This is a genomic window from Nocardiopsis sp. ATB16-24 (genome assembly GCF_030271535.1).
Classification (GTDB): domain Bacteria; phylum Actinomycetota; class Actinomycetes; order Streptosporangiales; family Streptosporangiaceae; genus Nocardiopsis.
This window is the reverse complement of sequence record NZ_JASCXJ010000004.1, coordinates 41,678-55,864: the sequence shown is the minus strand read 5'-3', so window position 1 is coordinate 55,864 and position 14,187 is coordinate 41,678. Positions and strand designations below refer to the sequence as shown.

At 68.9% G+C, this 14,187-nt stretch carries 10 protein-coding genes; 7 read left to right on the top strand and 3 right to left on the bottom strand.

The genetic code is table 11. The features are described 5' to 3' along the window. Positions 1–218: 218 nt before the first annotated feature. From PFX91_RS06445 to PFX91_RS06425, 5 genes are all read left to right on the top strand, one after another. Entirely contained in the window at positions 219–785 is a 567-nt protein-coding gene (locus tag PFX91_RS06445) for an NADPH-dependent FMN reductase (protein WP_285730173.1), read from the top strand. A 409-nt stretch (positions 786–1,194) separates the two neighbouring features. Next, complete coding sequence (locus PFX91_RS06440; protein WP_285730172.1) at positions 1,195–2,127, top strand: TIGR01777 family oxidoreductase; 933 nt, start codon at positions 1,195–1,197, stop codon at positions 2,125–2,127. Positions 2,128–2,137: 10 nt separating this feature from the next. Further along, complete coding sequence (gene lipB / locus PFX91_RS06435) at positions 2,138–2,857, top strand: lipoyl(octanoyl) transferase LipB (protein WP_285730171.1); 720 nt, start codon at positions 2,138–2,140, stop codon at positions 2,855–2,857. A gap of 82 nt (positions 2,858–2,939) precedes the next feature. After that, positions 2,940–3,893, top strand: coding sequence for a lipoyl synthase (lipA, locus tag PFX91_RS06430; protein WP_285730169.1), 954 nt, complete (start codon positions 2,940–2,942; stop codon positions 3,891–3,893). A gap of 212 nt (positions 3,894–4,105) precedes the next feature. Next, entirely contained in the window at positions 4,106–4,825 is a 720-nt protein-coding gene (locus tag PFX91_RS06425; RefSeq protein WP_285730166.1) for a DUF4191 domain-containing protein, read from the top strand. 601 nt (positions 4,826–5,426) lie between these two features. On the opposite strand, the gene PFX91_RS06420 is transcribed toward PFX91_RS06425, so the two are convergent. From PFX91_RS06420 to PFX91_RS06410, 3 genes are all read right to left on the bottom strand, one after another. Next, positions 5,427–6,818 (bottom strand): LCP family protein, encoded by a 1,392-nt coding sequence (locus PFX91_RS06420; protein ID WP_285730457.1) that lies wholly within the window; start codon positions 6,816–6,818, stop codon positions 5,427–5,429. 178 nt (positions 6,819–6,996) lie between these two features. Next, positions 6,997–8,412, bottom strand: a complete 1,416-nt coding sequence (locus PFX91_RS06415; RefSeq protein WP_285730165.1) for an LCP family protein — start codon at positions 8,410–8,412, stop codon at positions 6,997–6,999. Positions 8,413–8,579: 167 nt separating this feature from the next. Then, positions 8,580–9,059, bottom strand: a complete 480-nt coding sequence (locus tag PFX91_RS06410; protein WP_285730163.1) for an RDD family protein — start codon at positions 9,057–9,059, stop codon at positions 8,580–8,582. 328 nt (positions 9,060–9,387) lie between these two features. Here PFX91_RS06410 and glnA point away from each other — a divergent pair, with 328 nt between their 5' ends. Together glnA and PFX91_RS06400 are read left to right on the top strand one after the other, a co-directional pair. After that, positions 9,388–10,812, top strand: a complete 1,425-nt coding sequence (glnA, locus tag PFX91_RS06405; RefSeq protein WP_285730161.1) for a type I glutamate--ammonia ligase — start codon at positions 9,388–9,390, stop codon at positions 10,810–10,812. Between the two features lie 219 nt (positions 10,813–11,031). Further along, the gene (locus tag PFX91_RS06400) at positions 11,032–14,082 is read left to right on the top strand and encodes a bifunctional [glutamine synthetase] adenylyltransferase/[glutamine synthetase]-adenylyl-L-tyrosine phosphorylase (RefSeq protein ID WP_285730456.1); all 3,051 of its coding nucleotides are present in this window, start codon (positions 11,032–11,034) and stop codon (positions 14,080–14,082) included. The last annotated feature ends 105 nt before the right edge of the window (positions 14,083–14,187 follow it).

Here is a 14,187-nt window from a genome sequence, read left to right as displayed (position 1 = left end):
AGGAGTGCGGCCCGGCCGGGTCGGACGCCGTGGAACGGCGTCCGACCCGGCCCCCTTCTTCAGGCGCGCCCGATTTGACCTCAAGCGCACTTGAGGTCCTAGCGTGGGACCGTCAGAATCCACGGTGCGTGGCGCGGCCCTCCCCCTGACCCGGGCGACGTCAGCCCGCCCGCGCCCGCTTCCCGCGGGCCGAAACCCGCACCAACAGCAAGGACCCCATGGACAACCTCCGGATCACGGTCATCCTCGGAGTCAACCGCCGGGGCCGAACCGGGATCGCCGTCACGCGCTGGTTCGCCGAACTCGCCGTCAAGTACCCGGACCCGACCGTCGAATTCACCTTCCTGGACGTGGAGGACATGGGGGCCGGCGACGGGCACGGCGGGCCGATGGCACCGGCAGCGGCCCGGACCCTGGCGGATTCCGACGGATACGTGGTGGTGACTCCGGAGTACAACCACGGTTATCCCGGTGAACTCAAGAGCACCATCGACGCCGCTCGCAAGGAGTGGTTCGGCAAGGCCGTGGGGTTCGTCTCCTACGGCGGGATCTCGGGGGGACTGAGAGCGGTCGAGCAGTTGCGTTCGGTCTTCTCCGAGCTGCACACCGCCACGATCCGCGACACGGTCAGCCTGCACAACGCCCACGCGATGTTCGACGGCGACGGGGAGCCGGTGGTGGACATGTCGGCGTCCGAGGCCGCCGTGGAGCGGATGTTACGCCTGCTGACCTGGTGGGCCCTGGCTCTGCGCGAGGCCAGGGAGCGCCGTCCCTATCCGGACTGAGAACCCTTCTCCCGTGGACGTCGGGCACGGGAACGGTGGCTCGTGAGACGTTCGGAAGACACCGCGTGACCGCTTTCGGCGCCTCTTGCACTGCACCGCTGGAGGGTGGACGGGGCGGTGCCTCCCGGCACCGCCCCGTCTTCCTACCCCACCAATCACCATCCCCTGATGATCCCCATCATCAAAGGTCTGAGAGCGGGCACGCGCCGACCGACCCGACGGCACGTCGCCCACAGTAGCCCCGCATTGACACGGAGTTCCTGTCACATGTTCAACGTAGAAGACACAGGCACCTCTCCGCAGCGCTTTCGTGGAAAAAATCGAAGAAAAACCCGCAGGCGACGTGGGAGCACACCTTTGCCTGCCTCTTCCAGGCGATTCGCGAAGCCCGAGGGGTAGATCCCCGAGCATGAGAGTGGCGATCACGGGGGTATCAGGACTCATCGGCGGGGCGCTGGAGGCGTCCCTGCTCTCCGACGGGCACACGGTGGTGCGCATGGTGCGGCACCCGCCTCGGGGGCGGTGTCCGGCCGGTGTGGAGGAGGCGGAGTGGCGTCCCGAACAAGGACGCGTCGACACCGTCGCCCTGCACGAGGCCGACGCCGTGGTCCATCTGGCCGGAGCCCCGATCGGTCCGGCCCTGTGGACACGACACAGGCGCACCCTGATCCGGCGCAGCAGGGTGCGCGGCACGAGGACCCTGTGCCGGGCCCTGGCCGACATGAGGCGGCCCCCACCGCGTCTGCTGACCGCCTCGGGAGTGCACTACTACGGTGACACCGGAGGGAGGACGGCGACCGAGGACGGCCCGCCGGGAACCGGTTTCCTGGCCGAGGTGTGCCGGGACTGGGAGGAGGCCGCGGCCCCCGCCCGCGAGGCGGGTCTGTCGGTGGCCCACATGCGCATCGGGGTGGTGCTCGACCGTTCGGGCGGCCTGTTGCGCGCCCTGCTCCCGCTCTACCGAGCGGGACTGGGTGGAAGGTTGGGGCCGGGAACGCAGTACATGAGCTGGATCTCCCTGCGCGACCAGATCGGGGCGATCCGCTTCCTGTTGGAACATCCGGAGATCACCGGGCCGGTGAACGTGTGCGCGCCCGAGCCCGTCGACAACGCGGACTTCTCCCTGGCCCTGGGGCGGGCCCTGGGGCGTCCGACCCCCCTCCCCGTTCCCGCCATGGCGATGCGCGCGGTCCTGGGGGACTTCGCGGAGGAGACCGTGCTGACCGACCTCAGAGTGGTTCCCGAACGTCTGATGAAGGCCGGATATTCCTTCGAACTGCCCACCGTGGACAGTGCCCTATCCGAGGTCCTGGCCCGACCCGCACCCACCGCCGGGGCGTAAGGTGGGGGATGTGAGTGATCTCGTTTACGCATGGCTGGGCGACGCTCCCGTCCCTTACCACCAGGGATGGGACTTGCAGAAGCGGCTCCACGAGCGCCGCGTCGCCGACGAGGTGGACGACACCGTCCTGTTCTTGGAACACGAACCCGTCTACACGGCGGGAAAGCGCACCGGGAAGTGGGATCGTCCCATCACCGACCCCGGCGCGCCGGTCGTGGACATCGACAGGGGCGGCAAGATCACCTGGCACGGCCCCGGACAACTGACGGTGTACCCCATCGTCCGGATTCCGGACCCCGTGGACGTGATCGCCTACGTTCGGATGCTGGAGGAGGCCATCCTGCTCACGATCGCGGAGTACGGTCTGACCGGCAAGCGGGTGGAGGGTCGCACCGGGGTGTGGTTGGACGCCGATCCCGACCGCGGTCTGATCGAACGCAAAGTGGCCGCCATCGGTTGCCGGATCGCTCGCGGAGTCGGTATGCACGGGCTTGCCCTGAACTGCGACAATGATTTGTCGTGGTACGACCGGATCATCCCATGTGGGATCACCGACGCCGGCACGACCTCGCTCTCCGCCGAACTGGGACGCGGGGTGACCGTGGCCGACGTCAGGCCGCGGATGGAGCGCCATCTGGCCGACGTCCTCGGTGCGGACGGTTACAGCCACACCGACGGCGCGGAGCTGCTCTCCGGCGTCACCGTCCCCGGACGACACACCACACCATGAGCCAGTCCCCGCAGGGACGCGTTGCCCCCACGAGGGGCGTGAAGAGTCCCCGCGACGGGACGCAGAAGGGAACGGGTTCACGTTGACCATCGCTCCTGAGGGCCGCAAGCTGCTGCGCGTGGAGGCGCGCAACAGCGAGACCCCCATCGAGAAGAAGCCGCCGTGGATCAAGATCAAGGCGCACATGGGGCCCGAGTACACCGAGCTCCACTCCCTGGTCAAGAACGAGGGCCTGCACACGGTGTGCCAGGAGGCCGGGTGCCCCAACATCTACGAGTGCTGGGAGGACCGCGAGGCCACCTTCCTCATCGGCGGCGACCAGTGCACGCGACGCTGCGACTTCTGTCAGATCGCGACCGGCAAGCCCACCGCCCTGGACCGCATGGAGCCGACCAAGGTCGCCAACTCCGTGAAGACCATGGGGCTGCGCTACGCCACCATCACCGGTGTGGCCCGTGACGACCTGGAGGACGGCGGCGCCTGGTTGTACGCCGAGACCGTCCGCAAGATCCACGAGCTGAACCCGGACACGGGCGTGGAACTGCTCATCCCCGACTTCAACGCCGAACCCGACCAGCTGGCGGAGGTGTTCGGTTCGCGCCCGGAGGTCCTCGCGCACAACATCGAGACGGTGCCGCGGATCTTCAAGCGCATTCGGCCCGGTTTCCGTTACGAGCGCTCCCTGAAGGTGATCACCGAGGCCCGTGCGGACGGCCTGGTCACCAAGTCGAACCTGATCCTGGGCATGGGCGAGACCCGTGAGGAGATCAGCGAGGCGATGCGCGACCTGCACGAGGCCGGGTGCGATCTGCTCACCATCACCCAGTACCTGCGCCCCTCCAAGCTGCACCACCCGATCGACCGGTGGGTGAAGCCCGAGGAGTTCGTGGAGCTGGGCAAGGAGGCCGAGGAGATCGGCTTCGCCGGTGTCATGTCGGGTCCGCTGGTGCGCTCCTCCTACCGCGCCGGACGCCTGTACAAGCAGGCGAAGGAGAAGCGGGAGGCCGAGAACGCCGCCCTGACGAACAACGCGTAACGGGTTTTCCGCCCGAGTCGTGACCAACCTGGAACGGTGGCCGCATGGCCACCGTTCCTCATGTACGAGCACGCCCACATATCCTGGTGAGGACAGGCGCCTTGGCGGCGCCGGAGGGCACCGCACCCACGTTGACCGCGAAGAGGAGGCAAGGCAGCCAGGGACCCCGTCGTCCCCGTCGACCCGGCATCGGCGCGCTGCCTGAGAGCACGATGGCGAAAAAGGGTTCACAGAACACCGCCAAGGGCAAGGACGGTGCCGAGAAGCAGCCGGGCCGTCTGAAGCAGATCGGCATGGTCGCCAAGGTCGTCCACCAACAGAGTCCGCGGAGCATCCCGCTCGCGGCCCTCGTGGCCGTGGTCATCCTCGCGGCCTTCGTGGGCATCGGCGTCTGGACCGGCTCGTGGATCCTGTGGCCGCTGACGGGCCTGCCGATCGCCTTCCTGGTCGGCTTCATCATCTTCACCCGCTCCGCGCAGCGTGTGCAGTACAAGCTCTTGGACGGACGTCTGGGCGCGGGGATGGCGATCCTGGACAACATGCGCGGTAACTGGGTGGTCGAACCCGGTGTGGCGGCCAACAAGCAGATGGACGTCGTTCACCGCGTGGTGGGCCGCCCCGGCGTGATCCTGGTGGGAGAGGGGGACCCCAACCGCCTCCGGCCGTTGATCGCCGCCGAGAAGAAGCGCGTGGCACGGGTGGCCTACGACACCCCCATCTACGACATGAAGGTCGGCAACGGCGAGGACCAGGTGCCGATCTCCAAACTACAGCGCGCCCTGGTCAAGCTGCCCCGCAACCTGGACAAGGCCGGGACGGCGGAGCTGAACTACCGTCTCAAGGCGCTTCCGCCCAAGATGCAGATGCCCAAGGGCCCCCTTCCCAAGGGCGGCAAGCTGCCCAAGGGCCTGCGCGGCCAGATGGGCGGCTAGCCGCACCGCCTCCTCGAACGCGGACGGGGCCGTCGTACCGACAGGTGCGGCGGCCCCGTCGCCGTGCGCGACCCGGTCGAGCTGGTGGCCGTGCAGGGCTTCGGGTCGGCGACGGTGGCACCGACCCCGTGCAAAGAGCCGGGCGGGCGTCACGTCCCGCTCGTCCACAAGCCCGCCCAGGTGCGCGTGGACACCGCCGCCCTCGTGGGCCGGCGTCCGAGGAGCCCCTCGGCGTCCGCCCGACTCGGCACCTCGGCGCAGGGGTGCGGCGAGCGCGACGGGGACGCCTCCGACCGGGACCGAGGGCAGGAGGCCGCCTTCGTGGGGGAGGGCGGAGAAGGAGAGGACGGTGTTCCCCTGCTTCGCCGCCCGGCTCCCCAGGACGGCCCGTGCGCAGCCCGGGAGGACGACGAGGACGCGTCCCAAGGAGCACGGAGCCCGCTCATGGCGGGGACGGAAGCAGAGTGCGGCGGAGGGGGAACACCTCTTGTCCGCCCTTGGCCAGAACGCCGACTCGGCCTCCGGTCGAGTCGGCGGACGAGGTAAGGGGTCCCGCGCGTTCTCGGTGACGCGCAGGGGCCGAACGCGGGTCGAGGGAAGGTCAGTCGCAGGAGACGGAGTCCTCGGCGGCGGAGGTGGCTCCGAGCCCGGCCAGCGGATCCGCCTCCCCCTCGTCACCGCCTCCAGCGTCACCTGCGCCGTCTCCGGAGATCCCCGCCCAGTCTTGGCCCATCACCAGTTCCAGCTCCTCTCCGAGGTCGGGGACCTCCTCCACCTGGGCGACGGCCAGGACCGAGGCCAACTCCTCGGCGTGGGCACGCCGGTCCGGTCCGTGGTAGACGGTGGTGGCTCCGGGCAGCCGCTCGACGGGGTTACCGGTCTCGGTGACGTCGAATCCGTACTCGTCGGCCAGGATGGGTTCGACCTGTCCGGCCAGCCCGTTGATCCCCGTGTTGTTGAGCAGTCGCACGGACACGTCGCCGGGTTCGACGTCGGACTCCTCGGTCTCCGAGGCCCCTTCCCCGTCCTCCTCCGGCAGCACCTCCCCGGCGGCCACCGCGGCGAACAGCTCCCGGGCGGCTCCCTCGTCGAGCGCGACCCTGTTGTTGTCGCTGGGGGCGTCGACGACCGGCACGGTGACCATCGTGATCCGACTCAGGTCGACCTCGCGCATGGAGATGGCCAGCTCGGTCATCTCGTCGACGTTGAACCCGTCGTCGGTCACCATGCTGTCGGTGACCGAGCGCATGAAGTCGTAGAGCATCGTGGGACTGGACAGGACGTCTCCGCTGGTGACCTCACGCAGGATGGCGCCGATCATCCTCTGCTGGTTCTCGATCCGGTTCAGGTCGCTGCCCTGCGCCGTGCTGTCCCGGGAGCGGGCCAGCCCCAGCGCCTGTGCCCCGTCGAGGGTCTGCACTCCCGCGTCCAGCGTGATGTGGGCCTTGGGGTCGTCGATCGGTTCGGGAACGCACATCTCGACCCCGCCGATGGAGTCCACGATCTCCTGGAAACCCGCGAAGTCGACCATCACCATGTGGTCCAGATGGATGTCGGTGATCGTCTCCACCGTGTTGCCCTGGCAGTCCATGCCGCCGTAGGTCATGGCGTGGTTGATCTGGTCCACCGTGCCGGCGGACACGCCCGGGGCCTCGTCCCTGGGCTCGCAGTCGGGCAGCTCCACGACCAGGTCACGGGGCAGGTTGATCATGGTCACCCCGCCCTTGTCCACGTCGATGCTCACCACGACCAGCACGTCGGGGCGGATGCCGTGCAGTTCGTTGTAGGAGGCGTCCTCGCCCGCGCGCTCGTCCGTGCCCAGCAACAGGATGTTGTGGATGCCCTCCGCCTGTGCGGGGCGGTCGCCCCAGGCGTCGGTGTTGATCTCTTCCGTGTCGATACCGAGGGCGTCGCGGTATCCCGCATAGACGGTCAGGCTCGCCGCGATGAGCAGACCGGTCGCTCCGCACGCCGCCCACTGGCCGAGACTCATCTTCCCGGCGGACGCCGAGGACATGTTTTTGGGAGTCAAGGGGAACCTGCGCTTCGGTATGGGACGGAGACCTGTCCGGCCGGAGGGAAGGCGCGCACCGTACGCGGCGACACGGACGTACCGGCCGGATGCTATCGGAAGGTACGTACTGTGTCAGCCCACCACCGGCCCGCCCCGGTCAGCAGGCGCTCTCCTTCTTCTCGGCGGTGGTACCGCCCAGGTCCTCCGTGATGGACACTCCGGACCCGGAGGAGCCGCCTCCTCCGGCGAAACCGGACCAGTCCTGCCCGATCACCAGTTCCAGGTCCTGGGAGAGTCCCGCCTCCTCGGCGGTCTGCGCGTTCTCCAACGAGCCCGCCAGCAGGTCGGCGGCGGCCTCCTGTCCCGGCGCGTAGTAGACCGTGGTGGCCTCGGGGAAGCGTGCGATCGGGTTGCCCGTGCCGGTGACGTCGTACCCCTCACCGAGCAGGACCGTCTCCACCTCGCCCGCCAGCCCTTCGATGGTGGTGTTGTTGAGGATCTCCAGGGAGATCTCCGCGGGGGCCGGCGCCTCCTCGGCCGTCTCCCCCTTCTCCTCCTCGGCCTCCAGGTAGGTGCCGGCGTTGATCGCCTCGAACAGGTCGGCGGCGTCGGGCTGCCTCATGATGAGCCTGTTGGCGTCGTCGGGGTGCTGGCCGTTGGGCACGGTGACGAACTGGATACGGCCGAGATCGACCTCGCGCATGGAGATGGCGATGTCGGTCATGGTCTCGACGGTCAGTTCCTCGTCGGTGGTGACCGAGTCGGTGACCGCTCGGAGGAAACCGGTGATGGTCATCGGGCTGGTCATGACCTCGCTGCTGAGCACCTGGCGCAGCATCGCGCCCATGAACTCCTGCTGACGGTCGATACGGGACAGGTCGCTGCCGTCGCCCTGGCCGTAGCGGGAGCGTACGTAGCCCAGCGACTCCTCGCCGTCGAGCGTCTGTAGGCCCGCGTCCAGTTCCAGGTGCGCCTTGGGGTCGTCGACCGGTGCGGGAATGCACATCTCCACGCCGCCGATGGCGTCCACCATGTCCTTGAACCCGGCGAAGTCCATCATGACGAAGTGGTCCAGGTGCACTCCGGTGACCTGTTCCACGGCCAACCACTGGCAGCCGATGCCGCCGAAGGTCATCGCGGAGTTGATCATGCCGCTGTGCGGGTTCATCCCCTCATAGCCCTCGACCGCCTCACAACCGGGCAGATCCACCACCAGGTCGCGGGGCAGGTTGACCAGGGTGGCCGCGCCGTTGTCGACGTTGATGCTGGCGATGAGCATGGTGTCGGGCCGCTCGCCCTCGGCCTCGCCGTAGTCGGCGTTCTCCCCCGAACGGACGTCGGAGCCGATGATGAGCAGGTTCATCACGCCCTCGACGCTGGTGGGCCGGTCCCAGGCGTCGGTGTCCACCTGTGCGGTGGTGATGTTGCCGACGATCCCCTGGTACCAGCCGTAGCCGCCGAGGCTGGCGATGATGGCCAGGGCCGTGGCGACACAGGCGGTCCATTGGCCCGCGGACATCCGCATGGCGCTGAGTGCGCCCGAGGGGCGGGGGGCAGAGCGTTTTCCAGCCATGCGAACCTTCGGAGGGGGTGACGGGAGCCGGGGTGGGGACTCGCGGAAGAGCGTGCCCATCTCGGCCGACCCCGGGCAGGAGATGAACGGATGTTAACAGCAGCTCGGGACATGTGCGCACATACGTGCGCATACTTCCCCTGTTCGGGGCGCCCCTGCCGGCGACGTCAGTAGCGGGTGGCGACCGTTCCGGCGGCCCTGTCGTGCAGGCCCCGGGTGTCACGGTCATAGATCACGGCGGGGATGACCAGGCACAACAGCAGGGTACGCACCGTCATGGAGACGAACCAGGGCCAGGAGCGCTCACCGGTGGCCTGGATGCCGACACCGACGATACGACGACCGACGCTGGTACCGAAGAGGGTCAGCAGGAGGATGTTCATCGCCGCGAAGATGACGAGGGCGGTGTTGTTGAGCAGGGAGACGACCTCTTCCTGGGAGGTCGCGCCGGAGCCGATGATCCCAAGGCCATAGGCGGTCCCGGCGAGCATGAGGGCCAGCAGCCAGTCCAGGGCCAGGCCGGCCAGGCGTCTCATGACACCGGGCACCGAACCGCTACCGCTCTCGGGCAGACCAAGACGGTTGCCCCGGTACCGGAAGTCGTCCCCGGGGGTGGTGGCGGCGTTGCTCGGGCTCTCGTCACTCATGTCTCCACGGTATCCGCGCCAGGGCCCCACCCGTCTCCGGGGCGACCGGGCCGCCGTGGAGTGCCCCGCCTTCTTTCGGGGCAGGGGTCGGAACAGATGTCGCGGAATGCCCCGTTTTCCGCCCTCCACGCGGCGAGACCCCCTGGTCATACCGTGTGTCCTGCGGAAACATCCGGATCCGTAACATGCAGGAAACAATCGAGACATGGCACGGAAACCGCCCCCTCCTAACGTCGACGACGAAGCCGGGAGGCGGTGCTCGACCCGACACGTCCGTGATGGTGCGGGCCGTGGTCCGCCGTCTCAGCCATCTGTACGGAGGTTCGTTGTGTTCAGTAACGTCGACGAGGTACTCGCCTACATCCGGGACGAGGACGTGAAGTTCCTCGACGTACGCTTCACGGACCTGTTCGGAGGCGTGAACCACGTCACCCTACCGGTCGAGAACGTCGACGAGTCCACATTCACCGACGGGCAGATGTTCGACGGCTCCTCGATCCGCGGCTTCCAGGCCATCCACGAGTCCGACATGCTGCTGCTGCCCGACCTGGCCACCGGCGTGCTGGACCCGTTCCGCAAGCACAAGACGCTGAACATGACGTTCTTCGTCCACGACCCGCTGACCCTGGAGTCCTACAGTCGCGACCCGCGTAACGTCGCCCGTAAGGCCGAGGCCTATCTGCGCGGCTCGGGCGTCGCCGACACCGCCTTCTTCGGCGCCGAGGCCGAGTTCTACATCTTCGACGACGTCAAGTTCGAGACCCGGTCCAACACCGGCTACTACGAGATCGACTCCATCGAGGGAGCCTGGAACACCGGCTCCTCCATCGAAGGCGGCAACCGCGGTTACCGGCCGCGCTACAAGGGCGGCTACTTCCCCGTCGAACCGGTCGACCACTACAGTGACCTGCGCTCGGACATGGTCCGCGCCCTGATCGACGCCGGTATCGAGGTCGAACTCCAGCACCACGAGGTCGGCACCGCGGGCCAGGCCGAGATCGGTATCAGGTTCGGCACCCTGCTCCAGCACGCGGACACCGTCCAGCTGTACAAGTACATCGTCAAGAACGTCGCCAACGCCGCGGGCAAGACGGCCACCTTCATGCCCAAGCCGCTGTTCGGTGACAACGGCTCGGGCATGCACTGCCACCAGAGCCTGTGGAAGGACGGCGAACCGCTGTTCTTCGACGAGTCCGGCTACGGCCAACTCTCGGACACGGCCCGCTACTACATCGGCGGTCTGCTCCGGCACGCGCCGGCGCTGCTGGCCTTCACCAACCCGACGGTGAACTCCTACCACCGTCTGGTCCCCGGTTACGAGGCGCCGATCAACCTGGTCTACAGTCAGCGCAACCGCTCCGCCTGCATCCGTCTGCCGCTGACCGGCGCCAACCCCAAGGCCAAGCGCATCGAGTTCCGCGTGCCGGACCCGTCGGCCAACCCCTACCTGGCCTTCTCCGCCATGTTGATGGCCGGCGTCGACGGTGTCCGCAACAAGATCGAGCCGCCGGAGCCGGTCGACAAGGACCTGTACGAGCTGCCCCCGGCGGAGGCCCAGGCCATCAAGACCGTTCCCGCGTCCTTGGACGGCGCCCTGGAGGCCCTGGAGACCGACCACGAGTTCCTGCTCGAAGGCGGTGTGTTCACCAAGGACCTCATCGAGACCTACGTGGACTTCAAGCGCACCGAGGAGATCGACTCCCTGCGTCTGCGACCGCACCCGCGCGAGTTCGAGCTCTACTACGACATCTGATCCCGAGGGGGCCGACGGTGCCTCGGGGATGTCCCGAGGCACCGCCGGATCCGGGGGTCGAGGACCCTCGAAGTCCCGGCGGCCCCGTCCGCGTCCGAGCGGCCCGCGGCGGCATCGAGACCACCGCCCCGCCGGGTGGGCACCGGTCCGGGACCGTGTGTGGCCGTCGGGGTGGCCCACGGTTACCGTTGACGCGTGGCAAGGGACGGAACAACGAACATCACGGCGGGCGCGCTCGCCAGGCGTGGCTTCAGCGACAGCACCCGGGCCCTGCGTCTGTTGGTCGAGGCCGGCCTGGACGTGCGGGCCGACACCGAGGTCATCACCGCTCTTTCCGTGGCCCCCGACCCCGACCGGGCCCTGTTGGGACTGCTCCGGGTCCTGGAGGCGGACCCGGACCCCTCGGCGGTCCTGGACGCCCTACGCGAGGACCGGGACCTGCGTGACCGGCTGTGCAGGGTGCTCGGCACCAGCACGGCCCTGACCGACCACCTGGTGCGCCACCCGGGACACTGGCGGGAACTGCGGGGCGCCGACGCCGCTCGCTCGCCCGAACCGGACGAGGTGCGCCGAGGGCTGATGCACACCGTGGGCGCCGACCCCCACAGCCCGCGACCCACCGCCGACCCCGCCGTGACGGAGGACGGCTCCCTCACCTCCCTTCGCCGTCTTCTGCGTGTGGCCTACCGCAAGCGGGTGCTGCGTCTGGCGGGACGGGACCTGAGCGGTCTGTGCACGGTGGACGAGGTCGCCGCGGAACTGGCCGCCCTGGCGGCCTCGATGCTGGACGCCGCCTTGGCGGTGGCCCGGGCCGAGCATCCCGAGGACGCCGCCCTGTGTCGCCTGGCCGTCATCGGCCTGGGCAAGTGCGGCGGCCGTGAACTGAACTACGTCAGCGACGTGGACGTGGTCTTCGTGGCCGAACCGGCCGAGACGCCCGGTGCGGAAGGGACGGTGGACGAGCAGAGGGCGATGCGCGCGGCGACCCGGCTGGCCACGGCGATGATGCGTCTGCCCTCGGAGACCGACGCCGAGGGCACCCTGTGGGAGGTGGACCCGGCTCTGCGTCCGGAGGGCCGCAACGGGTCGCTGGTGCGTCCGCTGTCGGGGCATCGCGCCTACTACGAGCGTTGGGCCAAGACCTGGGAGTTCCAGGCACTGCTCAAGGCCCGTCCGATCGCCGGCGACAGGGAACTGGGTCGGGCCTACATGGAGATGATCTCCCCCATGGTGTGGAGTGCCGCGAGCCGTCCGGGTTTCGTGGAGGACGTGCAGGCGATGCGCCGCCGGGTCGTGGCGCACATCCCGGCGGGAGAGGCCGAGCGCGAACTGAAACTGGGCCGGGGCGGGCTGCGCGACATCGAGTTCTCCGTACAGCTGCTACAGCTCGTGCACGGACGTACCGACGAGCGGCTGCGTTCGGGCAACACCCTGGAGGCGTTGGCCGCACTGTCCGAACACGGGTACGTGGGCCGTACCGACGCGGCCAGGCTGGCGGAGGCCTACAGGTTCCTTCGCCGCTTGGAGCACCTGTTGCAGCTGGAGCGGCTGCGGCGCACGCATCTGATGCCCGATCACGCCGTGGAGGAGGGGTCCGAGCGGCTGCGCCGGCTGGGACGTGCGCTCGGGTTCACCTCCGACCCGGTCAGGGAGCTGACCGACGCGCGCCGCCGGGTGTCGGCGAACGTGCGGCGCCTGCACGAGAAGCTGTTCTATCGACCTTTGCTCAACGCGGTCGCCCAGTTGCCGAGTGACGAGGCGCGGCTGTCGCCGGAGCAGGCCAGAGACCGTTTGGAGGCGTTGGGATTCGTCGACCCTGGAGGAGCCCTGCGCCACCTGGAGGCACTGACGTCGGGCGTCTCGCGACGTGCGGCGATCCAACGGACGCTGTTACCGGTGATGCTGGACTGGTTCTCCGACGCCCCCGATCCTGACGCGGGGCTGTTGGGGTTCCGTCAGGTGAGTGAGGCGCTGGGCACCACGCCGTGGTATCTGCGTCTGTTGCGGGACGACGTGCGGGTGGCCGAGCGCATGGCGTGGTTGCTGGGTACGAGCCGCTACGTGACGGATCTGCTGCTGCGTTCTCCAGGTTTCGTCGCGACGTTGGCCGATGACGCCGACCTGGTGCGCCGTGATCCGAAGATGCTGGCGGCCGAGGCGTTGGCCGCCCAGCGCCGTTACGACACGGCCGAGGAGTCGATCGCGGCGGTACGCGCGCTGCGTCGCCGCGAACTGTTGCGCACGGCCGTCGCCGACCTGTTGGAGGTGTCGTCGGTCGGGGAGGTGGGCTCGGCGCTGACCGACATCGCGGCGGTGACCATGGAGGCCGCACTGCGCCTGGCCCAGAACCACGTGGTGGCGGCGTCCGGGGACGAACCGCTCACGCGGGTGTGCGTGGTGGCGATGGGCCGGTTCGGTGGTGGCGAGCTGACCTACGCCAGTGACGCGGACGTGATGTACGTGCACGATCCCCTGCCCGGGGTGGACACGGGTGCGGCGACCAGGCAGGCACTGGCGATCGTGCGCGAACTGGCGCGGCTGTTGGAGATGCCGGCCGCGGAGCCTCCGCTGAGGGTGGACACCGATCTGCGTCCGGAGGGGCGCAACGGCCCGGTGGTGCGCACCCTGAGCGCCTACGCCGCCTACTACGAACGCTGGTCCCAGGTGTGGGAGAGCCAGGCGCTCCTGCGCGCCACCCCCGTGGCGGGGGACCCACGGCTGCGTGAGGCGTTCACCACACTGGTCGATCCGATCCGCTACCCGACGGGCGGCGTCGACTCCTCGGCGGTGCTGGAGATCCGCAAGCTCAAGGCCCGCATGGAGGCGGAGAGGCTGCCCCGTGGAGCCGACCCCACCCTGCACACCAAGCTGGGACGGGGCGGGTTGTCGGACGTGGAGTGGGTCGTCCAACTGATCCAGCTGCGTCACGCCCACGCGTATCCGCGGTTGCGGACCACGGGCACACTGGAGGCGCTGGAGGCGGCGGTGGAGGCCGGCCTGGTGGACGAGGAGGACGGCGACGTCCTGGCGCACGCCTGGAAGATGGCCTCGCGTGTGCGTGGGACGGTGATGCTGGTGCGCGGTCGCGGCGGCGACTCCCTGCCCACGGACCTGCGGGTACGTGCGGCGGTGGCGGAGGCGATGGGGTACCACAGCGGGGAGGACGAGGAGGGGGACTGGGAGGGTCCGAGCGAACAACTGACCGAGGCCTACCTGCGCGCCACCCGCCGAGCTCGTGCCGTCATGGAGAGGACGTTCTACGACGACTGAGCGGACCGGGCGGGTTTGCCCGACTTCAGGGTGCGGAAGAGGCATGGAAGGGCACCGGTCCCGCGTTCCCGTCGATCCCGAGGGCCGCTATCGTCCCGGTGTGGG